Here is a 24,075-nt window from a genome sequence, read left to right on the forward strand (position 1 = left end):
GCATTTATATTCTAATACTTATTTCCCTTCTTCTCTCTTCATGCTTTTATTTAGCCGGACTTCCAGTCTTTTTCCTACATACCATAAGATAAAAATGACAATACCTATGATGATTGTACGCACAGGCTTATGAATAAGGGATACAAGATCATAACCTACGAAGCTAATCGTAAAGATCATCACCGCTTTCCCTCCTATGACAGCTAGTCCATATTGCAACGGGCTGACCTTTGAAAGCCCCGCCACTATGTTCACAATAGCCGATGGTGTAAAAGGGAAGCAGAGCAGTATAAACAGCGGTCCGAATCCATGATTTTCTACCCAAACCATTAGCTTTTGCACCTGTTTATGTTTCTGCAAAAGTCGAAAAAGCCTCATTTGACCATATCTTCTAATAACTAAAAAGATCAGAAAAGCTCCCGCTACCGCCCCAATCCAAGAAAATAAAAAACCCCACCAGAGACCAAAAGCCGTTGCGTTAGCGAGTACAAACACAACTAAGGGTAAAAAGGGCAAAAAAGCTTCCAGCATCGGTAGCAAAATTCCCGGGATTGGACCGAATGAGCGATATTGCTGAATAAGTGCCGATATATTATCAAGTGTAAACCACTCACGTATAGTATCCAAGTCCATAATTATCTCCCTCGACATGCCGACTATTAAAGCAGCATAAACTTATTAAAAAGCTGTTCTATTTTAGATATATCACTTTCCTCTGAAAAATTGCAAGAATTATTATCCATATATAATCATACTTTCCCTATCTCAGGAAAACATAATCTTATTAACAGAAATTTCATCATTCCAACAAACCGCTTGCATATCAACTGATAATCCATTAAGATGAATTAAAGAACATATGTTCTTATTTATATGAAGCATACATATTAATATGAAAACCTGCTTTTTTAGAAAGGAGCGGTCATGATGACCCGCATTCCAGAGGATGACCGAAATATGATTGAAAAAGCCATCTACCTTCCTATGGTGATTACAGTCTTAAACCGGGATCTCAAGGTCATCGAAATAAGTCCGTTTAAATTAAAAAGGCCCTATTCAGAACTAGTGGAACTTGTTTTAAAAGCCGTTCAGGAAGAGCTTGCCGAGGTGCGGCGCTATTTGCGCAAGGAGAATATTAAGGTAAGTGAAATTAAACGCGATGAATCCTTTACGATGTATTGTTTTTTATATAAAGGATACGAGGAACATCATAATTATTTCAATCCTCGCCTTCGCAACAAAACCGAAGACTTATTGTGTAATTACTTTTTCGAAAGAAGTCAACGATCCAAGGAAGTTTAGGGGATGTATTTGTTTAAAACCGCCTATTGAAAGTTATAATAATTTAAATGATGGGCTACTTGGTTTTATTATTCATTTCAGAAACTTCATGCACTTACTAGGGGTTGTTTATTCCTATATATGAATGTGAATATTTACATTCAAAGAAATTCGTAGAGAGATATATAAGGGGTTAATGGAACGCTGTTGGCTATATTTTTCTTGGAAAAATAGTGTTATAGGCTCAAACTCTTCAGAAGAAGTATCTGTATATCACTCACTCCAATTGCTTCATAACTTTTAGTCAATATAAACACCTTAATTATGGTTAAAAAGGTTCTCCATGATAATAACAATATTGTTAAAGAAAATGACTCCAGAAGATTTAAAGGATTAACACCTTTATTCCATAACTATGTAAATCCATCTGGTGCGTTATAAAGAAGCATTTCTGACTGGATTTTTTCAAAAAGGGCATGTTTTAATCGTATGGTGGTTCTCTTAAAAAAAGATTGGTCATCTTCTGTCTACGATGTCTCACAAGTCCCCTATTGTTAACAACTAACAACATAAGTATAAGAGATATTAAAATGGCAGATAAACGAAGTATATACGTATTGTTTGGAAAGGGATGTCCCTCTCTTTATACCCCTTACCAAATATTCATTTTAAATGGGGGCATATAAATATCCCCCATTTAAAATGAATATCAGATTCAAACAGCATCTTGGTGTATGAAAGGACTCGTCATGCAATCGTGAATTTCGCAAGGTAGTTTTACAACGACCATTTCGAACAAATCCTCTTAAAAAATAAAAGAGTACTAAATTATAAGTATAACAAAATCATTTTCTTTAATATCATGAAACAATTGACATCCATTATACTGATGCCTATACCACTAATAAGTATAATTCGTTTAATATTTTTTAATTTTTTGAAAAAAAGCATTCCACTCAAAACGCTTATGCCATCTGAACCAATACCAGTCCAGATGGCATAAGCCTATCCTACAGGAAGAGTTTGTATGGCCACAGATAATAAATAAAAGCTAATTCCGGCGAAAAAAGACAAGAAATCGTTGGTTGAATTTTGTAAAGCTATCTGTAAGTTTCAATGAAATCACACCGCTAATTTATGCTAATATTGCCATTATTAACATGACCCATGCCGTTTTTATCATTTCTTCTTTACTTATAAAATGCCAATCTCTAACATTCCTCTAATAAAAAATAGAACCTAGCTATATTATCACCTCTTGTTTGTCATTCTATTCCAATGACGTTTTTCACTTTATTTTCAATTGTTATTACGATGATGTCATCTTTAAACCAATGACCCCTATTAAAATAAGACCAAGTGATATAAATTGAGAAAAAACAAATCGTTCTTTAAACCATAATATACCGACTAAAGTGATTCCTACACTACCAATACCAGTCCATACTCCATAAGCAACTCCAGCAGAAAGTACTTGCATAGCTTTAGAAAGACAGTAAAATGAGAGTAAAAAGCCGATCGTCATCACGTATATAGGCCATTTTTTTCTTGTACCATCCATGTATTTCATTGCAATCGTAGCAATGACTTCCTCAAGACCAGCTATTAATAATAATCCCCAAGCCATTAATGCTCACCTCTTGTTTTCTCATTATCTTTTTTAGTGAATGTCTTCATTCCGATAATTCCTGATAAAAGAATCATTAGAAAGAAAATTTGTCCAAAAGAGTAAGATTCACCTAAAAATACCCCCGCGATATATGTGCCTACAGTTCCAATTCCTACGAATACAGTATAAGCCGCGGCTACAGGAATCGTTTTATAAGAACGAATGAGTAAAATGAAACTTACTGCAATTAAAAGAAAGGTGATTACCCAATCTAAAAAGGAATCTGCATACTTAAGTCCTGATGCCCAAACTACTTCTAAAATACCAGCAACAAGCACTAATAACCAACTCATATTAATCACCTCTCTTACTGAATGAATGTCAGTCATTTTTAATGTAATAAAAAGTATTGGAAAAGATCCAATAACTTATTTATGTTCTAAATAACGCTCTTTTTAAAAAGTTAAATATCTCACCCTTAAATACTTCGAGGGTATCATCTTGCTCATGACTTATAAAAAATCGTTCCGCTGAATTTTCAATAAGGTTTATAATCATTCTAGCCGTCCATTTAACATTAATGTCACTGATTATCTGGTTATTTTTAATGGCATTATCTATTATATCCTCAAGCCAAGAATAATAAGGCTGATATATCGATTCCCATTTCTCCATTGAATAATCTATAGCAAGCCCGGAATAACAAAGGACAATAACATCTTTATGTGCATCTGTTACGTTAAAGGTTTCATCAATCACAACTTCCAAGACGTCCCAAAAGTTTTCTTCCGTTTGAATCTTTTCCTTAATTCCTTCTAAAGTAATGGTAAGAAGGTTATCTGCAATAGCTGGTATTAAAGCCTTTTTTGAAGAGAAATATAAATAAAAAGTTCCTTGTGCCACTCCAGCCTTTTTTACGATATCTGAAATGGAAGTCTTATCAAGGCCTTTTTCAGGGATGACATCAATGGCGGCCTTTAAAATTTTTTCATATTTTCCATCAGGACTGCTTGCCATATTATGAACCTCCTTCGCGAATGAATGACTGTCATTCATTATATATTAATACTAATGAAATGTCAAAAAGGTTATGATGTTTTCCACAATCGAATGCATATAAAAGGATGCTCAATTCCTGATTCAGCGAAAAGGTTGATGGGTTTTTCATATCATTGTAAAATATATCTTTCCATTGATTTCATTATAGGAGATATACTTATTACGGCACATCTATCTAAATGACGCCTGTCTTACAGTTTTGTAAGGCAGGTTTTTAATTTAGGGCAGTTTATATACCTGCTTAAATTAGAATAGGCGAACCTCCTCTTAGGAAGTTCGCTTTTTGAGGTTTTAATATTGATTGATACAAATCAACACTTCTTGCAAATGCTTTGCTTAACATAATTAGCTAGCGTGGATTATACTTTGACATCATCTCTGAAGCTTTTCCCCCATTTGCATCGGTGAACAAATAGAAAGACTTCCTTTTTGTTTCCTCAATCCTTTGAATTAGTTTAGTTTTTAAAAAAGATGTCCGATACAGCTGGTTTTCAAAAGAACTGCATGATACTTCTATTTCGATGGTTTGTTTATTTCGGAATGTAACCTTTGTATGTTTTGAATCTACGCGATCATAGGATACCACATGCTCATGAGATAACCAGATGCATTGAGGACGTAAGGGAGATGTAGTAGGAAAGAAGAAAATTGAACTAGTTGGGTCAATCGCGATCGGTGCTTTATGAGTGATATTTATAAGCTGTTTCGTTCCATCCTTTCGTCCCTCATAACTCGATCCAAAGTACTCACAGCTTTTCTTGACAATTTCCAAAGGTTTGAAAGGGGAAATGAACTCGTCCTCCAATTCAACGATTTGGGCGTATATTTTACTTCCATAATTGATTGGCATTACCATTAAAGTATAGGGAGTGATTTCATATTCTTCGATAATTCCCTGACAACTTTCCTTCAACTTACAACCACCTCTTCCTCACTGCATTAAAAAGTGTAACTTTCAGCATTTGGTTATTATTTTCCCTCTACTGAGAAAACAGCTAAGATTTCGATCAAACCTTTTACCCTGTCCCCCTCCCTAATACCTCATATGGCTATAGAATATAGGACAGTTAGTTAATATGTGTTAAATTCCTCACTATAATAGCACAATTAGAATAGGTTATAAGCAAGTTCACAAAAAATTAAAAATTCTTTTTAAACGTGGTCATTTCGTCATCTAAACGACACATTTCCAAATATTTTAAATTTTCTGTTGATTTTATCCACTTAAATCCATATACTAATAAAAAGGGTCAGGGGTGGTTACTTTGAAAAATGAAAAATCTTATTCAGAGTCAGTGAAGTCCTTATCAATGAGCGAAATGAAAAACGATGCTGTAGTTCAGGAAATGTTAATTGATATGATTATTCTAGAATCCGTCCTTAATACCAAAAAGAATATCCTTGCGAAACAAATTGATGAAGCGTTAGATACTAAAGACAAACCTTTATTCCTAAAACTAAGTTCTGAAATGAACATTTTGCTAAAACAGTTTGGAAATTAAAAATGTTTGATTAAAAATAGCTAAATAATCAAAAAGCCTCCCCAAATGTCGGGAGGCTTTTCTATGTCTTTATCATTCTTTATGAAACATCCCCATGACCTCGGCTGTTTCAGTAATATTTACAAAAGCATTCGGATCCACTTCTTTTATCATAGCTTTTACATCGGTTAATTGATAACGAGTAATGACGGTCATCATTACTTTACTCTTTTCTCCGGAGTATGCACCTTCACCATCCATGACAGTAATTCCCCGATATAAGTTGGTAAGAAGCTTCTCTTTCAATTCGTCACTCTGTTTCGTAACAATCATTAATGTTAATTTAATGTGATTAGAATGAATTGTATCGATCACTTTTCCTGCTGCATATATTGAAATCAATGTATATAATGCGGCATCCCAACCAAAGATGAACCCTGAGATAACAACCACAACTGCATTCATCACCGATAGTAATGAACCAAGTGGAAAGTCGCTTTTCTTAGCCAAAAGCATTGCAATGATATCAAATCCGCCGGAAGATCCTGAAGCACGGAAGATGATACCGATACCAACCCCCGAAATGATTCCTCCAAATAAAGAAGACAGAATTGGTTCAGTGGACACTCCATGAATCGGAATGATATACAAACTGACAGATATTACGACAACTGATAATATCGTATATGTGATAAAACGTCTTCCTAATTTTATATATCCCAGAATCAACAGTGGCAGATTTAACAGGAAATTCAATATCCCTGTGTTAACTGGGGTAATGATTCCTAACATAATCGCAAGCCCACTAAGTCCGCTGCTCAAAATTAAATGAGGAATCAAAAATAGATTGTAGGCTAATGCAACAAGCACTGAGCCTATAATGATGAAAAGTACATTATACATAACTGATCTCCTTATAAACCAACTGGGAATTTAATTTATTATAGTAGAGAACCTAAGATTTATAAATTAAAAGTTTTTTCTGAAAACAAACTACAAACTTCCACTTTCCCCGAAATAAGGCAAGTAAAAAAGCCAGCTGATTTTCAGCTGGCTTTCAATAATCCTTTGTATCATCATTTTCAACAGTAGAAATCCGCTCAAGCATCGTTGGATGGGAATAACGCAGCCATTTAACTAGTAATGGGGGATTCACCTGACTCAACCCCGCCCTCGTGAGTTCCTGGAACGTTGTGATTGCCGATTCTTTATCACCAGTCATTTCAATAGCATAACGGTCAGCCCTTGTTTCTTGATATCTGGAAACATAATTGGAAAGCGGACTGGAGGCAAACAGTAATACAGCCGTAATTAAGAGAAATAATGGAAGTGAAGAGATGCTATCAACCGAATGTATTTTTAACATGTGGCCCCAACGTCTAATAAAGTAATTCATGATTTTCGATGTCAGCCACAAACCAACTAAAGTCATTCCTAAATAACCTGCTATACCAATATATATATGCTTTTCAACATAATGAGCCATTTCATGTGCCATGATAAAAAGTATTTCATCTTCTTCTAGTTTGTTCAAGATCGTATCCCAAAGAACAATTCTTGAGTTCGAACCTATTCCAGTTACATATGCATTCAAGGCATTTGTCTTTTCTGCCATATTTACTTCATATACATGTTCCGCCGGAATTTCTGCCTGTGCGGCAAGTGCCAATATTTCCGTTTCTAATTCTTTATTTTTCAGTGGATAAAATTCATTATACAGCGGATCAATCAATACAGGCTGTAAAAACATCAGGAACAATGAAAATGGAATCGACAACAACCAAGCGTAGAGCCACCACTTCTTCACACTTTTCTTCATTAACCAATATAAAACTGAAACGATGATGAACATCATCCCAAAGTTCACCCAGAAATCGATGACTTCATCCTTCATCCACGAAGAGAAACTCTGGGTACTGATATGGTAACTTTTACTCATCCTGTAACCAATGAAACTGATTGGAAACAGCGCTAGATAAGAAACCACCGAAAGCCAAAATAAATAAATACCTGTTTGGATCACTTTCCATTTAGAGGTCCCCAAAGCCGATTTTTCAAATGCTTTTGAAAACCCAAATAATAAAACAAAAAAATACATTAGCCATTCATATGGAGTCGAAACGAAAAAAAGAAAATTCCGCAACCCTGAATACTCTTCGCTAAGCTTTAGTTCCCTTGCATTCAGAAATGTTGCAGGATCTGCTGCAGTACCACGTAATGCTTGGGGAATAGAGGTATCTGCCCCATAGAAAATATACCAATACATCACTGCTACAAAAAGTATATATAAAAGAACTGCTCTTCCTGCCCATTTCCTAACCATTACGACCCTCCTTTAAATCTAACCTACCTCTTATAGTTTAATCCAAAATGGACAGGTTAGAACCGTATTTCCGTCTCCATATCATATAATGACAATAAATGTTCAAATAATCTTCATCATTTCGCCCGTTTTCATTCCATTGTTTAGAATTCAGTCCTGTATAGTGAAGATAGATAATTATAAAGACTTGGGGTGACCAACAAAGATGAAAAAAATTTATATTATTTTTACAATTTTATTAGTGATGGGCATTGGATCAGGTATCTTTTATTTTACAGAATACCGTCAGTCAAAAATGTATTTTCCAGATGATATAGTGATGAAAACACAAGAGGGTGAAACATTCAGCTTCTCTGAATTAGAACCTAAAGTCCGGCTATTGGAGTTTATGTATATTGATTGTCCAGATTTATGTCCAAATACCACATTTCAAATGGAAAATATTCGAGATCAATTAGTTAAGAAAAATATTTTTGGAAGTAAAGTGGAGTTTTTAACTATCACTTTTAATCCGGAAAAGGATTCAGCTGAAAAAATAGATGCGTAAGCAAATACCTTTGAAGTAAATAAAACGGATGGCTGGGAGATATTACGAGGTTCACCCGAAGATACCAAAAAGCTAACTGACCAATTTGATTTTCTTTTTCGAGATTCAGGAACCGACGAATTTGTCCATACTACCGCAACCTAATTGCTCGATGTTGAAAATCGTGTCGTCAAAGTTTTTGGAATGGGTGAATTTGATTTCGATAAAGAGGCAGTGTATAAAGCTATTTTGAAAGAAGTCGATTAATTGCGAAAAAAACACCCTCTTGAGTAGTAACCCTTTCATACTCCATATAGAACTCCTGTTTTTAATCACAAAAAAAGCTATCACCGTATATTTTCAGGATGATAGCCTTTTTCTTTGTTCCTCATCAATGAGTTTGTCTAGTTGGATTATGCTTTCCTTTGCACGTTGGAAATCAATTTTGCGATAATGGTGTTTTCCACCTTCTTCTTCATCTTTTTCGTCGGCCCATTTGACGACTTGCTGAAGCGGTGTTCGAATAATATCATTTGAAGGTAAAAATGAATCGGTGTGAAATAAAATGGCGAGGGAAATAGTCTTGGCTTTAACCGGATTTTCTCCAAGCCGGATTAACAGTTTATGCGCTCTTTCTGCACCTTTAATAGGATGGATATCATTTTGTTTGTACAAGTCATAATCCCATTTCCCATTGCGATACCAGGTGAAATGACCCATATCATGCAAAAGACCAGCTTTGGCAGCAATATCAGGATCTACGTTATATTCGTTTGCTAGGTGAAACGCATGATAGGCAACGGCAATCGCGTGTGCAAGGCCTGATCTGTTCAAGTATTTTTGAGCAATAGGATGTGTAAAAATATCTAAAAGCTCTACATCTCTCATCTTACCCCTCCTTACATGTAGTGAAATTTTTAATGACAATCATAACTCTTTTTGAAATAAGAATCAAGACTTTAAGCTCCCCACTATATACTTTATGCATGGCGATACACTTTGCTTGTACAAAAAGGAGACTATTGCATGTGATAGGCAATAATCTCCTTAGATACAAATCATATTTAGTTTTGAGTTACATGAGTTTTCAAGGAACGACGTAAAATTTTTCCTGTCGTATTTTTTGGAAGTTCATCTAAGAACTCAATTTTTGTTGGGACCTTATATTTAGCTAAATGTTCTAAACAATAAGCAAGTAATTCTTCCTCGGTCAATGCATTATTTTTTTTCACCACGAAGCATTGAACGACTTCACCTTGATTAGGATCCGGCACGCCTATCGCTGCGGCTTCAACCACTTCAGGATGGGCGTATAGAACCTCTTCGACTTCACGCGGATAGACATTATAACCACCAACAATGATTAATTCCTTTTTACGATCTACAATAAAAAAGTAGCCTTCTTCATCCATCCGGGCTAGGTCACCAGTATATAGCCAGCCGTTTTTTAAAACAGCAGCCGACTCTTCCGGCATTTTGTAATACCCTTTCATTACATTCGGACCTCTGACAATCAATTCGCCCACTCCATTGACAGGCACTTCTTCATCAAGCTCATTTACGACTTTGTTTTCAACATGAAGGATTGATGTTCCGATTGATCCGGCCTTCCTTGGACGATCCAAAGGGTTAAAGCATGTGACAGGTGATGCTTCAGACAAGCCGTAACCTTCTGAAACAATAATATTAAATTTCTGTTCAAAGGATTCCAGCAGCGAAACCGGCATGGCAGACCCACCTGAAATACATATTCGTAACGAATTCAAATCTTCTTCTTTACCATCTGGATATTGGAAAAGGAAATTATACATTGTTGGTACGCCAGCAAAAACAGTCGCATTAAATTTTTTGATTAGCCTGAATATTTCCTTTGGACTAAATTGCGGGACAATTAACAGTGTACCTCCGCTCAACAATGGAGCATTCACAACGACTGTTAAACTGAAAACATGAAACATTGGCAGTGTCGTAACAACACGGTCATTTTCCGTGATTTTTAAATATTCGCCGACATCATGTGCATTGGAGTAAATATTTGTATGTGAGAGCATGGCCCCTTTTGGTTTTCCAGTGGTCCCAGAAGTATATAGAATGATTGCCGTATCTTCAGGATCCAGTCTCGGTCCTAAAAAGTGGACATCCCCCTTTTTCAGCATCTCTGTAAACGATTTCATTTTAGGGTAAATATTCAGTTTACTTATATCCCCATTAGCCGGTTGCGTTTCACAAATTACATATTGTTCAACACTTGAAAGAATGGGGTTCATATTCTCTAATAAGGGTAAAAGCTTATCTAAAGCTACAACGACCTTTACATCGCCATTATTCAGGATGTACCCAATTTCATCAGGTGTGTAAATTGGATTTACTGGTATTACGGTCGCCCCTGCTCGCAAAGCCCCATACAACGAAATAATAAAATGTGGAGAATTGCCTAAAACCAACGCAACATTATCACCAGTTGAAATACCAAGCTTATGTAGTTCGTCTGCAAACTTTGTTACGGCTTCATCCAATTCTCCATATGAAGTGGATTGATCCATAAAATAATAAGCTGGCTTATCAGCCTTTCTTAAAGCCGTTTGATGAAGCTGTTCAGATAAATTCATCGTTCTCCCTCCCCTGTAAAAAGCATGAATGAATAATCATTCATTTTTAGCTCAAACTAAATACAGTTTTATTATATTAAAAGTAAATGATTACAGCAACATTTTTATCCAAATTCAAGCAATTAATGTCATTATTAGACACAAAAGCCGTCCTTATAGGCTCGGACGGCTTTTCAAAATTAATATATTAAAGCTACTATCTCATCTTTTGTTACATTGCCAAAATAATGTCGAACATCTATTTCAACTAATACCGAGCTGATAGATTCTTTTTCATAACGAGTTCCAGTAAGCTTTTGTTCTATGTCAATAACTTCGCCAACTCCAAAGAAGTCACCGTAAATTTTACAGTTCTCAATGATTCCCCTATTCACTTCAAGACGGATATCAACAGACCCAGCCGGGAACCTATGTGAGTTTTGCAAGTTGAATTTAGGTGATTTTCCGTAGTTCCACTCCCAGTTTTGATACCTTTCCTCTGAGATTTTATGAATCTTATCCCAATCTTCTTCTGTTAAAACATACTCCGTAACTTCTCCACTATCTTTAAAAATATTTTTCAGAAGGAAAGAACGGAATTCCTCAACAGTCATCGGTTTTTTTAGAAAATCAGCGATATTACCGACACGGCTTCTAATTGATTTAATCCCTTTTGACTCAATTTTATCTTTTTTCACTTTTAAAGCGGAAACAATATGGTCCATTTCTGATTGAAACAACAATGTCCCATGACTGAACATCCTGCCCTTCGTTGAAAACATCGCGTTGCCAGAGATTTTCTTTCCTTCAGCAAGAATATCATTACGTCCACTTAATTCAGCATGAATTCCTAGTTTTTCAAGCGTTTCTACCACAGGTTGAGTGAATTTCTTAAAATTATGGAAGCTGTCCCCATCATCTTTCGTGATGAAACTGAAATTGAGATTTCCTAAATCATGATAAACCGCTCCACCCCCGGAAAGACGTCTGACAACAGTAATACCGTTATCTTCAACATAATCGGCATTAATTTCTTCAATCGTATTTTGATTTCTCCCTATGATGATTGAAGGACGATTAATATAGAATAAAAGATAGGTTTCATCTATATTTAAGTGTTTGAGTGCATACTCTTCAATAGCCAGATTAATCTGTGGATCTGTGATTCCTTTGTTATCAATAAAAAGCACCGTTGTTCCCCCTTGTCGACTTCATTCATACCCCTGATGATTCATTTATAGTTGAAATTCGAGATTGCTTTTCGCTACTGCAATTTCCCGTTTGAATACCTCTGATGCTTCTTTTTTCAGTTGATTCAGATCACCATAATGTGGAAGATGAGTTAAGAGTAAAAGCTGGACGTCTGCCTTATCAGCAAGTATGCCCGCTTCCCTAGCTGTCATATGACCGGCCTTTGAGCCGTCCATATTGCTGTAAAAGTTGCTTTCACATAATAAAACATTTGCATCCTTGGCGAAATCAGCCAACTCATCCATATAAGAGCTGTCCCCTGTGTATACAATCGAATGATTTTCAGCCTCTATTCTCATTGCAAAGCATGGAACTGGATGTTTTGTTTTCATAAAAGTAAATTTGCATGGACCGATGATTAAAGGCTCATCAGCAGAGTAGGCAATCCCCTTTGTTATATCTTTATAGGTTAACTTTTCAAATTCGGTTGCATCTAAATCATGACCATAAATAGGAATAGTCCTTTTTTCGCTGCCCAGTATTTGCTGAATTAGCGCAGCGTGTTGCAGGACACCTACATCCGCTACGTGATCTGGATGATAGTGGGATAATACTACCGCACTGAGTTCCTCCGGCTTCATATGATTTTGTAGCTGTGATAGAACACCGCTACCGCAATCAAGCAGAATGCGAAAATCTTCATATTCAAGCAAATAGCCAGAACTTGCCTCATTTTTAGCTGGATATCCGCCCCAACAACCAATTACGGTGATTTTCATGCTTAGGCACTCCTTTTTTCTCACAATGACTTCCCCATTAATATAAACTATTCTTCCCCTATTTTCATCTTTTTTACCCATGTTATAAAACATACATTGACACAGTGATTCTGTTATAATACAATGAATACTATAGAAAAGAAATTAATAAAAAATTCAGGAGATGATGTTCATGATTCAAAGTAGCGTTGAGTTCTTTAAAAACCTGCCTCCTAAACAATGCACGGAATGCGGAAAAAAGATTGAAGAACAGCACGAATGTTATGGAAACCACTGTGATCATTGCCTTTCTGTAAAGTAATAGTTTACGTGTTTCACCATCCGCTTCCCAATTAGCAGGATGATCCCATATAAAGTTCCAGTTTCGCAGCTGGACCTATCCCCAAATATAAAAAGACGATCCAATTAATTGGATCGTCTTTTTATATTTCCTTCAATTTGAATGTGCTGTTTCAGGTCATATAAGCAAAAAAATAGAATTATCAAGTAACAGATAATCCTTTAAATAGATATATTTTGAATAGCTCAGCAATTTCTTCTTTTCCTAATGGTTCATGATTCCTCTCCCAATCGAAAATAAGGGCAAGGTACATTTTTAACATGAGGAAAGCTGTTATTTCTGGATCACAAGGCTGAATATAGCCTTTATCAATCGCTGATTTAAGTTTTTCTTTAATATAGGAAACAATAGCTTCTTCCATTTCATTAACCATTTCCTGAACAGCCGGTGTGCCAATTTCCCGTTCTTCCTGAAGAAGTTTTAAAGATAATTGATGTTCCTGTCTAAACTCCAAAATACGATAAACAGCTCGATGAAGATTTTCAAAAAAGGAGAATTGATCATCCAGGGATTGTTCAGCCTCATATTTCATTTCCTCTATCATCCGCTGAACAATTTCTTTAAAAAGCTCTTCTTTATTTTTATAAAAGGTATAGATTGTTCCTTTTCCGACATTGGCAATTTTAGCCACTTGATCCATTGTCGTTGCCTTGTATCCAAAAAGGGAAAAAGACTTGGTCGCGGCTTCTAAAATTAATTTTTTACGATCAACAGACATTTCCCACCTCAATTCCGACCAAACGAACAGAATAGTCAATAAGTTCAATAATATCTTACCAAAATCTTTCTGTTTTTTCAATTAATTTTTTGCGAACTTACAGAACATACACAGTATTCATCTTAAACGTATATAGAAACAGTGGCTATCCTCGTTACTGGACAGCCACCTTATTAGAATTGAAGATGTTATTTTGTTTGATGAACTCAACGACTTTATCGACTACGGCCTCAGATTGATCAATGCAGTCCGGCAAACTGAACCCGTCATATATATACTACCTGCAAGGAATACTCAGCTGCAGACCAGTTATTCCTCCTCCGATTATGGCAATCGTTTTCATTGTATGATTCACCATTCATCGCCCTATTTTGAAAATTATTTCTCCTGTAATTTGTTTATAATAATTGTAGACAAGGCGTCGATAAATGCTGGTTTTACATTTGGCATATCAGGTCGGTAGTAACCGGCTCCAATTTCATCTGTAACAACTTTACATTCATAATCATTATCATAAAGAACTTCAAGATGCTCGGATACAAAACCAACAGGAATATAAATGAAGGCCTTATAACCTTTTTCTTTATAGAGATCTCTAGTCAAATCCTGCACATCCGGTCCTAACCACGGTTCAGGCGTTTGTCCGGCACTTTGCCAGCCTACTGCATAATTGGAAACCCCTGCGCCTTCAGCGATTAGATTCGCCGTTTCTTCAAGTTGCTTTGGATATGGATCTCCTAATTGTAAAATCTTTTCCGGAAGGCTATGTGCAGAAACAACCAAAGCATAATTATCGCGTTCTTCCGAAGTCATTTTTCCAATTGTCTCTTTTAGTTGGTCCACCCAATATTGAATGAATTTTGGCTCATCATACCAGCTTTCAACAGAAGTAATGGTCAGACCACCCAATTTAGCTGCTTCATCCTGCGCACGTCCATTGTAAGACTTCACACTGAAAGTTGAAAAATGCGGTGCCAATACGATACTGACCGCTTCCGAGATACCATCATCTTGCATTTGTTTAACAGCGTCTTCAACAAATGGTTCGATATGTTTAAGCCCTAAGTATGCCTTAAATTCAATTTCTTCCTGAATTGAATTTAATTGTTTTTCAAGCGCTTCTGCTTGTCCTGCTGTGATTTTTGCAAGGGGAGACAATCCACCAATCGCTTCATATCTGCCTTTAAGATCGGCAATCAATTCTTCACTAGGCCTTCTTCCATGACGAATATGTGTATAATATCTTTCAATATCCTCTTCTGTGTATGGAGTACCATAAGCCATGACTAAAAGGCCCATTTTTTTTCTTGACATGAATTTACACCTCTTTTAAAAATTCCGTTCTTTTATTGTGCATCCACATAAGGTTTTTTAGCAAACAGTTCGCTCAGGTTTACTTCTTATTTGATGAGTAATCATGAATGAAAGCGGTCAATTTCTTCAAAGTTTCCGGATTCACGGAAGGGAACACCCCATGTCCAAGATTGAAGATGTAGCCATCCTGCTGCATACCTTGGTCAAGGATTTGTTTCGTCCGCTCTTCTATAACATCCCAAGATGATAAAAGGAGGGCCGGATCAAGGTTACCTTGAACTGTTTTCTGTATACCCATCTTTCTTGCTTCCGAGATAGGAAGTCTCCAATCCAATCCCACCACATCAATCGGCAGATCATTCCACTCCAATGCCAAGTGACTTGCACCAACACCAAACATAATTAAAGGTACATTTTCTTCACGTAAGGAGGCAAAAATGCGATTCATGATCGGCTTGATGAACACCCGATAATCTTCTACATTTAACGCCCCAACCCATGAATCAAAGATTTGAATGGCTTTAACACCCGCTTTAATTTGTGCCTTTACATAGATGATAATCATATCTGCTAACTTGTCCATCAAAGCAAACCAAGCTACCGGCTCAGAATACATAAAAGCTTTCGTCTTATTGTAGTTTTTGGAAGGACCGCCCTCTATCATATAAGAAGCAATCGTAAATGGAGCACCTGAAAAACCAATCAAAGGTACAGTCAATTGCTCTGTAGTTAATAATTTGATAGTGTCCAACACGTATGGTATGTCTTCCTCAGGATTTAATTCTCCTAATTTTTCAACATCTTTCACCGATTGAATTGGATTAGATATGACTGGACCGATTCCTGACTTAATTTCTACATCCACTCCAATGGCTGGTAGCGGTGTCATAATATCTTTATATAAAATCGCCGCATCTACATCATATTGCTCCACAGGCAATCTTGTCACATAGGCGCATAATTCCGGCTGGTGAGTAATTTCAAAAAGGGAGTACTTTTCTTTCAATTTACGGTATTCTGGCTGTGAACGGCCAGCTTGACGCATATACCAAACAGGCACATGATCCGTTTTCTCACCTCTCGCAGCTTTTAAAAATGTATCATTCGTAATTTCCTTAGACATTAATATCCACCTTTCAAGCAGTCACGTTCTATTTTTTTATTCATACTTACATAGAATATCAGATGGAAGTTGAATTTCAAATTGAATCTCCTTAAACTATAGCTTTTTCTATAATAGAAGTATAGCCAAGCTAATTATTTGTCAGAAAATCGACGTTTTTAGGATTTTCTCAGACTAATTTCCAAAGCTATTTGAATTGGACATGAAGATTTATATTTGATTAGAAATGGTAAAAACACTATTGATTGGGTAAAATGGGTATACACCTACTATTAGTGTTTGGAGGGGATCTATATGAATGTATTCATTACATCAGGCACATACGATTTTTTAAAAATCAAAAAAGATAAGCACCCGAATGAAAAAATATTACTTATGCAAAATTCTGAAACTGCAGTACTTTTGCATGAAACACCAGGGAAAACAATCTTTAGCTCACCACGTAAATTTGAAGTAGTGGATGGAAAGGGTGACCTTCAAAATCATGGATATGTGGTAATGAACAATATCCCTGTCAGTGAAGAAGGACGTCCGGTATTTGAACACCGTTTTAAAAACAGAGCAGGCTTCATTGAAAAAGAACCTGGATTTGTCGCCCTCCGTGTCCTGCGACCAACCAATTCAGAAACTTATGTCATCTTGACTATATGGGAAAAGCAAGCGGACTTTTTGAATTGGAAAAAATCTAGTTCTTTTCAAAAAGCACATAATGGCGATTCTAAGCCTCCTGTAACGAATTCCAGCCAGAAGATGTTCTCAGGGGAAGCGTATGTGACGCAATATACTTTGATGAAGGATTCTGAAGAATAAAATATTCTTGTCGCAACCCCGCATCAATAACAAAAGGCCCATCCTTAAGAGGATGGGCCTTTCAGTTTGTAGACAAAAGGGGTTCGGAATGTTTTAATTCCGGACCCCTTTTGAAATTCCCTTTGAATTTTGCTCAAGAATAAGAGATTGGGCCTCTACGAGCCCACTTTATTAAGCCATTCTTGGACCTTGCCATGTCCAATTGGCTATCTTCTTTAAATTCATGGCAGCGAAAGTAAGCATCGCCTGCATCGACAATTTTTTAAGTCCCCTTAAAGTAGTCCAACGCATACCATGCTTTTCTTTTGCATCTGCGAATACACGCTCTATTGTTTCTTTACGTTTCGCATATATAGGTTTTACATCCTTGTGATGACGCAGATGATCTGCTTCTTCCATATAATTTTGCCAGATATGGCGTGTCACCACTTTTTGATGGTCTTTGCTTACTGTACACTGTGATAAAAATGAGCATGTCGCACAAGTGTGTTTGGGTGATTTGTACTCGCGATAGCCCTCTTTATTTGTTGTTGAGTACTTTAAAATCTCGCCCGATGGGCAGAGATAACAATCAAAATGTTCATCGTAAACATAGTCATGCTTGCGAAAGAACCCTTCTTTTGTTCGTGGACGTGTATAGGGTAAAGCTGGTGTGATTTCTTTCCCAAAAAGGTAGCTTGTAATGGCTGGTGTTTTGTAAGCTGCATCTGCGGCAACAGCTTCAGGTTTTCCAACTTTCTCAATCACTTGTTCAACAAGAGGCTCTAAGATATGACTATCATGCGTATTTCCCGGTGTTACAATCGTCCCCAGCACAAAACCGTTGCGGTCCGCAGCCGCATGAAATGAATAGGCAAACTGTTTTGTTCGTTCATCTTTTACATAGTAGCCACTCTCAGGGTCAGTTGTACTTTCTTTAATTTCTTTGGTTTCTTCTTTATCAAATTTATCCGGTGGAAAAGGCTTCTTTCCATTGTTTTCACGATCTTGATTTATTTCTTCTTGAAGGCGTCCTTGATATGCTCGTGTTTCCTTACGAACGATTTTCTTTTCGAATTTTCGCTTATTCGCACTGGCTTTCACATGTGTTGAATCAACGAATACGTGCTCTGCACTTATTAACTTTCTTTCTGAAGCTGTCATTAAGATACGATAAAAAATCCGTTCAAACAGGTCTGTATCTTTAAAGCGACGCTCATAATTTTTCCCGAACGTTGAGAAGTGAGGTACTTTATCATGGAAACCGTAACCTAAAAACCAACGGTAAGCCATATTCGTTTCAACTTCTTCAATCGTTTTACGCATCGAACGAATACCGAAGGTATATTGAATGAATGTCAATTTAACTAAAATAACTGGATCAATACTTGGGCGCCCTATCTCTGAATACATATCTTTCACCAAGTCATAAATGAAAGTGAAGTCAATGGCCCCCTCAATTTTACGAACCAAATGGTTAGCTGGCACCAGTTGATCCAAAGTAATCATTTCAAGTTGATCTCGCTGAATAGAATTATGTTTCGAAAGCATCGTCATCACCTCAAGTTTTAATACTTCTATATTAAAACAAAAAGGACTGTAGGCAAAAGTGGTTATATCTAATTGTTAAAACAAAGTTGATTGGAACGGAAGGTGCGAGACTCCTGCGGGAAATGCGTGTCCAAGGGAGACCCCACAGGCGCAAAGGCGCCGAGGAGGCTCCCTGACCGCCCGCGGAAAGCGAGTGCCTGGAGTGGAAATCAACGTCGAATTTTTACAACCCCTCAAAAAAACTGTAGACAAACTCGATTTTCATCGAGTTTGTCTACAGTCTGAAAGGCCCATCCTTAAGAGGATGGGCCTTTTTATCTTTCAAATCCGAATTGTTTGATTTAGATTAGCTGCTTGCGTCCTTCCAAAATGATACTGACATACGGCTTTGAGTGTTTTAATTCCTATGAAATACGACAAATTTCTTCTTTATTTCCGGGGAAATGATTTTGTTAGTTACAAATATCGCACCTGTAAATCAATGTTTCATATTACTCTCCGTTCCAGCCACTGATACAAACACAGACACGTTAAACTATATCCAACACCAAGCACAAAACCAGCCAGGACATCCGTGGGAAAATGTACTTTCAGGGCAATCCTGCTGATTCCTATGACGAGTACTAGAAGAGTGAAACTAATTCCTACTCCCCATTTTACCGATTTCGATTTGACTTCTTTTATTATAAAGTAAGCAATCATACTGAAAAAAATAAGGCCCACCATGGAGTGGCCACTTGGAAAACTGAAGCCAGCTGCATTGACCAAATGATTTTCCGGTCTTTCTCTTTGAATAAGGTTTTTTATCCCTCTCTTCAACAAGTCCCCTCCAGCAACTCCAATCGAGAAAACGGCTATAGCCAAATAATCCTTCTTTTTCATCCATAAATAAAGGATAAAAAGTAAACTTCCAAAGCCAATAAATATCGAACTGCCGAAATATGTAATCGATTTAAAAAATGTAAACAAATATGTATTCTCCACCACGGTTAAATGATCCAAAATAAATTCATCAAACGCTAGAACCTTCCCATTTTGAACTTCATTCATCAAAAAAATGAATATGATCATGCAAAGCAAAATTACGGTAATCCTTGCATATTTAATCATGATATAACTCTCCTCGGAGTGGTATTATAATACTTTTGATTATTCAGATTATGATATACTATTTACAATTAACAATCATTTAGGAGGTGCATAATGATACACCAATTACACGCTCTTTTAGAAGGGTCTTATGAAGAAATGGTTTCCATTAGGCGATATCTTCATCAACATCCAGAGCTTTCTTTTCAAGAAACCAAAACTGCAGCCTTTATCTCTGATTATTATCAAAATCTAGGTATCGACTGTCAATCAAATGTGGGAGGTAATGGCGTAGTTGCAAAGATTACCGGCAGTAAACCTGGTAAAACAGTGGCATTGCGCGCTGATTTCGATGCCTTACCTATTCAAGATGAAAAAGAAGTATCCTATAGGTCTACTGTCCCAGGGGTCATGCACGCATGCGGTCACGATGGCCATACGGCGACTCTTCTAGTCCTTGCAAAAAACCTTCATGAACTGAAAGATGAGCTCGAAGGTCAGTATATTTTTATTCATCAGCATGCGGAAGAATATGCTCCAGGGGGCGCTAAACCAATGATTGATGCTGGCTGCCTTGATGGCGTGGATGTAATTTTCGGCACCCATTTATGGGCTACGGCTCCTACAGGAACGGTTCAATACACTTTAGGGCCAATAATGGCTGCTGCTGATCGATTTGAAATCCTGATTCAGGGGCAAGGAGGACACGGAGCCCAACCACACAAAACCCGTGATGCGATTGTTGTAGGTTCACAGCTAGTGGTCGCATTACAACAAATCGTAAGTCGGCGTCTTAACCCATTAGATTCTGCAGTTATCACTATTGGTTCCTTCGTGGCCGATAATGCCTTTAACGTCATTGCAGATAAAGCTAAAATTGTGGGGACCGTCCGCACTTTCAAGGAAGACCTCCGCTCATTTATAAGCGAAGAAATAGAGCGGGTTGTCAAAGGAACTTGTCTAGCTGCCGATTGCACCTATGACTATCAATATTTTCAAGGTTATCCAGCTGTTATCCCCCATAATGAGGAAACAAAATTTCTTATCGAATGCACCAAATTAGTCAAAGAAGTTCTAGTTACAGAGGAAATTGACCCAGATATGACAGGAGAAGATTTTTCTTATTATTTACAAAAAGTGAAAGGTACATTCTTCTTTACAGGAGCCAAACCCAAAAATGATGTCCATACCTATCCTCATCACCATCCTTTGTTTGACATCGATGAAAAGGCGATGCTCATTGCCGCCAAGACATTAGGCACTGCAGCGGTTACATATCATAATAAATAAAGATAAAGGGCGGGATATCCCCGTCCCTTTATTTAGTTAGAAGTCTAACTCGGTAACAATTAACTGCTGTCTCGCCAAGGTGTTCAAGCAAATGATGATTAGCATATGCACCAACTGCAGCCCCAAATCCTGGTACCACCTGAAACATTTTGATTACATCTATGTGATCGCGATATTCCTGTTGAAATTCCTGCCAGTTGATTTCGTGCACATTCTCTGAATCCCATTCTTCTATAAACTGTAATGTTTCCATCTTTTTTTCCTCGCTTGAAAAAGCCAGCTGAAAAATATGAAGAATAAAAAGGCGTTCCTCATACTTGTTTGGGTCAAAACCATACAAACGTGATATTTCAAATAATAACTTCATCTTAATGCTTAAAAGGAGAGGAAAATCAGCCAACCCTATTAAAAGACCGGCTGCTCCTGTTCCTACACCTTCAATAACAGCTGTTTTTCGATAGGCCGCTATAGTTTCCGCAACCCATTCTTCTTTTTGTTGTAAAGATAGCAGCATCACATTTTTTTCTTTTGACATATATTTAGACCCTGATAATACGGCATCTACCATACTTTTAATGCTATCAGCAATTACTTTATGCACTCGGTTTGGAATATAACTGTTCACTTTTATTTGAGCCTTTTTGGACATGCGCTCAAGCATGCCCGATTTCTTAGCAATTTTCTTTTTCCATGAAACAAGTTCAGAAAGTGCCATTTGTTCGTATGCATTCATTTCCCCACCCCCACTATTCATGTATATACTCCTGATATGGCTTTTAGTTTCAATTTTCTTTCTTAAAGGCTCAGTTAAACAAACATGTTGATTTTTTGAAAAATTAAAAGGGCCGTTACCGGTCCTTTTGGAAGTACCTTGATGAACTAAAGCACCCGTTCAGAGTAATTTTATGTTGTAATTCAACATTTCTTCCACGATTGTGAAAGAAAAACTTACTATCGTTTAACAGAGCCTTTTTAAAAGATGAAGCTGATTTTTCTTTTGAAAAATCAGCTTCATCTTTAAAAGTTTTTTATTTTCTTTATTGCATAATTTTTAAAGCCCAACAGGAAAACAAGCCCCATCGCCAAAGCGACTAAAGCAGACATCCATTCCCCTTTTATAAGCAGGACTATACTGAAGACAAGGTCCTCAAATAATAGGAAATAAGAAATAAGCTTTATTACTGCGACTTCTCTCATTTTTGCTGGCAAAGGATACAGTGACACCCATACTTTCCATTCATGTGCCTTCCAAACCGGCAGAAGTTGGAGAGCTGTCATAAATAGGAAAATAAAGGTGACAATCAAATGTGCCCATATGTTTGTAAAAACAGCTAAAACAACTGAGCCAATTACCGTTAATCGCAGGCAAAGTCCAACATAATCATTGGAACGCAGTAATGTTCGGGCATAAAGATAATTATACGTTGATTTCTTACCATACGGTATGAAGTCTAACAGCCAGTCCATCCATTTCCTTCTTGCAACCTTCCCTCTCAAATGAGGAACATCAGTAAACATATTCGCGATCTTGTAAAAGGAAGTCATTCTTTTGTTTTCAAGATCAACAAGCCGCTCCCACTTCAATACAAAGCCCCTAGTTGCACTACGGTAATACCTATACAGTCCTACCAATAATATGAAGGTTATAAGTACAAATAGAATATTGGCTTTTGTGCAAACAAAATAGAGCAGCACACCATTAAGTAAAAAACGGATGTAGGAGTCCCAATGACTCACTGATGCATCCTGATATTTCAACACGTGCCAACGCATAATTAAATTTAAATATTTAATTATCAACAAAACAACAAGAATGACCCCAAAGTCTGCACCGCTTGCACCCGTAACCTTCGCATACATCGGTATAAATGCAGTTAAGACAATCAACAGGATAAAGCCTTGCATAACCCAACTTAATAAAAGAGAATTTTTGAAATAGCTCTTCAATTTAGTTTCAAGCGGAAGCAAAAACACTGTATCTGGTTCTTTTAAAAATGTATTTATTGGGCTTCTGGTTACAATGATTGCTAAAACAAAGGCCATAATCAATTCAGCCGGGAAGTTACTGTCTAATGTTCTAACCCAGTCACTGTAATAATAAGCCAAACCACCAAATGCCAATACCATTACGAAGACAAGATGGCCGTTAAAAATATAGCGCAAATATTTTTGCATTTCCTTGATGTAGCCTAAATATCTTTCCGTCCAGAGATTTTGACTATTCATGACCAATTTCTTCTTTCGTTAATTGGATATACAAATCGTCAAGTGTTGCCCCCGGCATGGAGAATTGTTCGCGAAGTTGCTCTAGATTACCTTTTGCCCTAATTTCTCCATTGTGCAGAATGATGAAAGAATCACAATACCTCTCGGCCGTTGCCAGAATATGAGTGGACATTAAGATCCCGGCTCCACTCTCTTTCATTTTCCTCATTAAATCAAGCAACGATTGAATGCCTAGCGGATCGAGACCTACAAAAGGTTCGTCAACAATATATAAAGATGGCTGTATTAAAAAGGCACACATGATCATGACCTTTTGTTTCATCCCTTTTGAAAAGTGGGCCGGAAACCATTTCAGTCTCTTTTCCATATGGAATTCCTTTAAAAGGACATTCATCCTTTCTTTATATGTCGCTTCTTCCAAATCATGCGCCATGGCCGTCAACTTTAAATGCTCCTCAAGTGTCAGCTCATCATACAAGATAGGAGTTTCTGGTACGTAAGAGAATTGTTTTCGATATGTATCCGGATCCTGCGCAAGTGTTTTTCCATGAATCGAGACACTTCCGCCTTTCGGTTCCATGAGTCCGATAATATGTTTAATTGTTGTACTTTTCCCAGCCCCGTTAAGCCCGATTAATCCAACTAGCTCATTGGGTTGAATGTCAAAACTTATTCCTTTTAAAACGGGCGTTTTCGTGTATCCCCCGACTAGTTGCTTAATTTCCAATAAGGACATATAAACGATCCTTTCTATATAGAGGTTCTTATTTCCATTTTATCAAATTCTTCTGCTTTTAT

26 protein-coding genes are annotated in these 24,075 nt (G+C 37.0%); 6 read left to right on the forward strand and 20 right to left on the reverse strand.

The window, feature by feature from the left end; genetic code table 11:
- Positions 1 to 18: 18 nt before the first annotated feature.
- Positions 19 to 633, reverse strand: a complete 615-nt coding sequence (locus JFU24_RS09840; protein WP_201249896.1) for a TVP38/TMEM64 family protein — start codon at positions 631 to 633, stop codon at positions 19 to 21.
- 294 nt (positions 634 to 927) lie between these two features.
- On the opposite strand from JFU24_RS09840, the gene JFU24_RS09845 reads away from it, so the two are divergent.
- Positions 928 to 1,302, forward strand: coding sequence for a hypothetical protein (locus tag JFU24_RS09845; RefSeq protein ID WP_201249897.1), 375 nt, complete (start codon positions 928 to 930; stop codon positions 1,300 to 1,302).
- 807 nt (positions 1,303 to 2,109) lie between these two features.
- Here JFU24_RS09845 and JFU24_RS31030 read toward each other — a convergent pair.
- From JFU24_RS31030 to JFU24_RS09865, 5 genes are all read right to left on the reverse strand, one after another.
- A complete protein-coding gene (locus JFU24_RS31030) occupies positions 2,110 to 2,241 on the reverse strand; it encodes a hypothetical protein (protein ID WP_309558743.1) in 132 nt (43 codons plus the stop codon).
- Positions 2,242 to 2,590: 349 nt separating this feature from the next.
- Positions 2,591 to 2,908 carry a DMT family transporter gene (locus JFU24_RS09850; protein WP_056528086.1) on the reverse strand — a complete coding sequence of 106 codons (318 nt, stop codon included), beginning with the start codon at positions 2,906 to 2,908 and terminating at the stop codon, positions 2,591 to 2,593.
- A complete protein-coding gene (locus JFU24_RS09855) occupies positions 2,908 to 3,243 on the reverse strand; it encodes a DMT family transporter (protein WP_056528084.1) in 336 nt (111 codons plus the stop codon). Before JFU24_RS09855 ends, JFU24_RS09850 begins: the two co-directional genes overlap by 1 nt.
- 79 nt (positions 3,244 to 3,322) lie before the next feature.
- Complete coding sequence (locus JFU24_RS09860) at positions 3,323 to 3,907, reverse strand: TetR family transcriptional regulator (RefSeq protein ID WP_201181934.1); 585 nt, start codon at positions 3,905 to 3,907, stop codon at positions 3,323 to 3,325.
- 391 nt (positions 3,908 to 4,298) lie between these two features.
- Positions 4,299 to 4,862, reverse strand: coding sequence for a competence protein ComK (locus JFU24_RS09865; protein WP_201249898.1), 564 nt, complete (start codon positions 4,860 to 4,862; stop codon positions 4,299 to 4,301).
- A 352-nt stretch (positions 4,863 to 5,214) separates the two neighbouring features.
- Here JFU24_RS09865 and JFU24_RS09870 point away from each other — a divergent pair, with 352 nt between their 5' ends.
- Entirely contained in the window at positions 5,215 to 5,451 is a 237-nt protein-coding gene (locus JFU24_RS09870) for an IDEAL domain-containing protein (RefSeq protein WP_056528078.1), read from the forward strand.
- 72 nt (positions 5,452 to 5,523) lie between these two features.
- Here the strand turns inward: JFU24_RS09870 and JFU24_RS09875 are convergent, their stop codons facing one another.
- Together JFU24_RS09875 and JFU24_RS09880 are read right to left on the reverse strand one after the other, a co-directional pair.
- The gene (locus JFU24_RS09875; protein WP_053344938.1) at positions 5,524 to 6,333 is read right to left on the reverse strand and encodes a YitT family protein; all 810 of its coding nucleotides are present in this window, start codon (positions 6,331 to 6,333) and stop codon (positions 5,524 to 5,526) included.
- A 154-nt stretch (positions 6,334 to 6,487) separates the two neighbouring features.
- Positions 6,488 to 7,753 carry a M48 family metallopeptidase gene (locus tag JFU24_RS09880; protein WP_201181940.1) on the reverse strand — a complete coding sequence of 422 codons (1,266 nt, stop codon included), beginning with the start codon at positions 7,751 to 7,753 and terminating at the stop codon, positions 6,488 to 6,490.
- Between the two features lie 205 nt (positions 7,754 to 7,958).
- On the opposite strand from JFU24_RS09880, the gene JFU24_RS30210 reads away from it, so the two are divergent.
- The gene (locus JFU24_RS30210; RefSeq protein WP_242485314.1) at positions 7,959 to 8,300 is read left to right on the forward strand and encodes an SCO family protein; all 342 of its coding nucleotides are present in this window, start codon (positions 7,959 to 7,961) and stop codon (positions 8,298 to 8,300) included.
- Positions 8,301 to 8,639: 339 nt separating this feature from the next.
- On the opposite strand, the gene JFU24_RS09890 is transcribed toward JFU24_RS30210, so the two are convergent.
- The 4 genes from JFU24_RS09890 to JFU24_RS09905 all read right to left on the reverse strand — a co-directional run bounded on the left by JFU24_RS09890 (position 8,640) and on the right by JFU24_RS09905 (position 12,837).
- The gene (locus JFU24_RS09890) at positions 8,640 to 9,167 is read right to left on the reverse strand and encodes an HD domain-containing protein (protein ID WP_053344935.1); all 528 of its coding nucleotides are present in this window, start codon (positions 9,165 to 9,167) and stop codon (positions 8,640 to 8,642) included.
- Positions 9,168 to 9,343: 176 nt separating this feature from the next.
- The gene (locus JFU24_RS09895; protein WP_201249899.1) at positions 9,344 to 10,888 is read right to left on the reverse strand and encodes a fatty acid--CoA ligase family protein; all 1,545 of its coding nucleotides are present in this window, start codon (positions 10,886 to 10,888) and stop codon (positions 9,344 to 9,346) included.
- A gap of 179 nt (positions 10,889 to 11,067) precedes the next feature.
- Positions 11,068 to 12,057, reverse strand: coding sequence for a lipoate--protein ligase (locus JFU24_RS09900; RefSeq protein WP_201221704.1), 990 nt, complete (start codon positions 12,055 to 12,057; stop codon positions 11,068 to 11,070).
- A gap of 45 nt (positions 12,058 to 12,102) precedes the next feature.
- Positions 12,103 to 12,837 carry an MBL fold metallo-hydrolase gene (locus tag JFU24_RS09905; RefSeq protein WP_201249900.1) on the reverse strand — a complete coding sequence of 245 codons (735 nt, stop codon included), beginning with the start codon at positions 12,835 to 12,837 and terminating at the stop codon, positions 12,103 to 12,105.
- Positions 12,838 to 13,009: 172 nt separating this feature from the next.
- On the opposite strand from JFU24_RS09905, the gene yhfH reads away from it, so the two are divergent.
- The gene (yhfH, locus tag JFU24_RS09910) at positions 13,010 to 13,138 is read left to right on the forward strand and encodes a protein YhfH (protein WP_082527657.1); all 129 of its coding nucleotides are present in this window, start codon (positions 13,010 to 13,012) and stop codon (positions 13,136 to 13,138) included.
- 181 nt (positions 13,139 to 13,319) lie between these two features.
- Here yhfH and JFU24_RS09915 read toward each other — a convergent pair whose 3' ends face one another.
- The 3 genes from JFU24_RS09915 to hemE form a co-directional block, all read right to left on the reverse strand.
- Positions 13,320 to 13,895 (reverse strand): TetR/AcrR family transcriptional regulator, encoded by a 576-nt coding sequence (locus tag JFU24_RS09915; RefSeq protein WP_056528061.1) that lies wholly within the window; start codon positions 13,893 to 13,895, stop codon positions 13,320 to 13,322.
- Between the two features lie 378 nt (positions 13,896 to 14,273).
- Complete coding sequence (hemH, locus tag JFU24_RS09920; protein ID WP_201249901.1) at positions 14,274 to 15,209, reverse strand: ferrochelatase; 936 nt, start codon at positions 15,207 to 15,209, stop codon at positions 14,274 to 14,276.
- 79 nt (positions 15,210 to 15,288) lie between these two features.
- Positions 15,289 to 16,332 (reverse strand): uroporphyrinogen decarboxylase, encoded by a 1,044-nt coding sequence (gene hemE / locus JFU24_RS09925; protein ID WP_053344929.1) that lies wholly within the window; start codon positions 16,330 to 16,332, stop codon positions 15,289 to 15,291.
- A gap of 294 nt (positions 16,333 to 16,626) precedes the next feature.
- Here hemE and JFU24_RS09930 point away from each other — a divergent pair, with 294 nt between their 5' ends.
- Positions 16,627 to 17,142, forward strand: a complete 516-nt coding sequence (locus JFU24_RS09930) for an antibiotic biosynthesis monooxygenase family protein (RefSeq protein ID WP_056528055.1) — start codon at positions 16,627 to 16,629, stop codon at positions 17,140 to 17,142.
- Positions 17,143 to 17,313: 171 nt separating this feature from the next.
- Here JFU24_RS09930 and JFU24_RS09935 read toward each other — a convergent pair whose 3' ends face one another.
- Together JFU24_RS09935 and JFU24_RS09940 are read right to left on the reverse strand one after the other, a co-directional pair.
- Positions 17,314 to 18,672 carry an IS1182 family transposase gene (locus JFU24_RS09935; protein WP_201180978.1) on the reverse strand — a complete coding sequence of 453 codons (1,359 nt, stop codon included), beginning with the start codon at positions 18,670 to 18,672 and terminating at the stop codon, positions 17,314 to 17,316.
- Positions 18,673 to 19,158: 486 nt separating this feature from the next.
- Positions 19,159 to 19,782 carry a phosphatase PAP2 family protein gene (locus JFU24_RS09940; protein WP_201181951.1) on the reverse strand — a complete coding sequence of 208 codons (624 nt, stop codon included), beginning with the start codon at positions 19,780 to 19,782 and terminating at the stop codon, positions 19,159 to 19,161.
- 93 nt (positions 19,783 to 19,875) lie between these two features.
- On the opposite strand from JFU24_RS09940, the gene JFU24_RS09945 reads away from it, so the two are divergent.
- Positions 19,876 to 21,051 (forward strand): M20 family metallopeptidase, encoded by a 1,176-nt coding sequence (locus JFU24_RS09945; RefSeq protein ID WP_201249902.1) that lies wholly within the window; start codon positions 19,876 to 19,878, stop codon positions 21,049 to 21,051.
- A 28-nt stretch (positions 21,052 to 21,079) separates the two neighbouring features.
- Here JFU24_RS09945 and JFU24_RS09950 read toward each other — a convergent pair whose 3' ends face one another.
- The 3 genes from JFU24_RS09950 to JFU24_RS09960 form a co-directional block, all read right to left on the reverse strand.
- A complete protein-coding gene (locus JFU24_RS09950) occupies positions 21,080 to 21,784 on the reverse strand; it encodes an EcsC family protein (protein WP_201249903.1) in 705 nt (234 codons plus the stop codon).
- A 284-nt stretch (positions 21,785 to 22,068) separates the two neighbouring features.
- On the reverse strand, positions 22,069 to 23,277 hold the full coding sequence (locus tag JFU24_RS09955; protein ID WP_201249904.1) for an ABC transporter permease: 1,209 nt from the start codon (positions 23,275 to 23,277) through the stop codon (positions 22,069 to 22,071).
- Positions 23,270 to 24,013, reverse strand: a complete 744-nt coding sequence (locus JFU24_RS09960; RefSeq protein ID WP_053344923.1) for an ABC transporter ATP-binding protein — start codon at positions 24,011 to 24,013, stop codon at positions 23,270 to 23,272. The genes JFU24_RS09955 and JFU24_RS09960 overlap by 8 nt, the downstream gene beginning before the upstream one ends.
- Positions 24,014 to 24,075 lie beyond the last annotated feature (62 nt).

The sequence above is a fragment of the Peribacillus sp. TH27 genome, from assembly GCF_016650915.1.
Taxonomy (GTDB): domain Bacteria; phylum Bacillota; class Bacilli; order Bacillales; family DSM-1321; genus Peribacillus; species Peribacillus butanolivorans.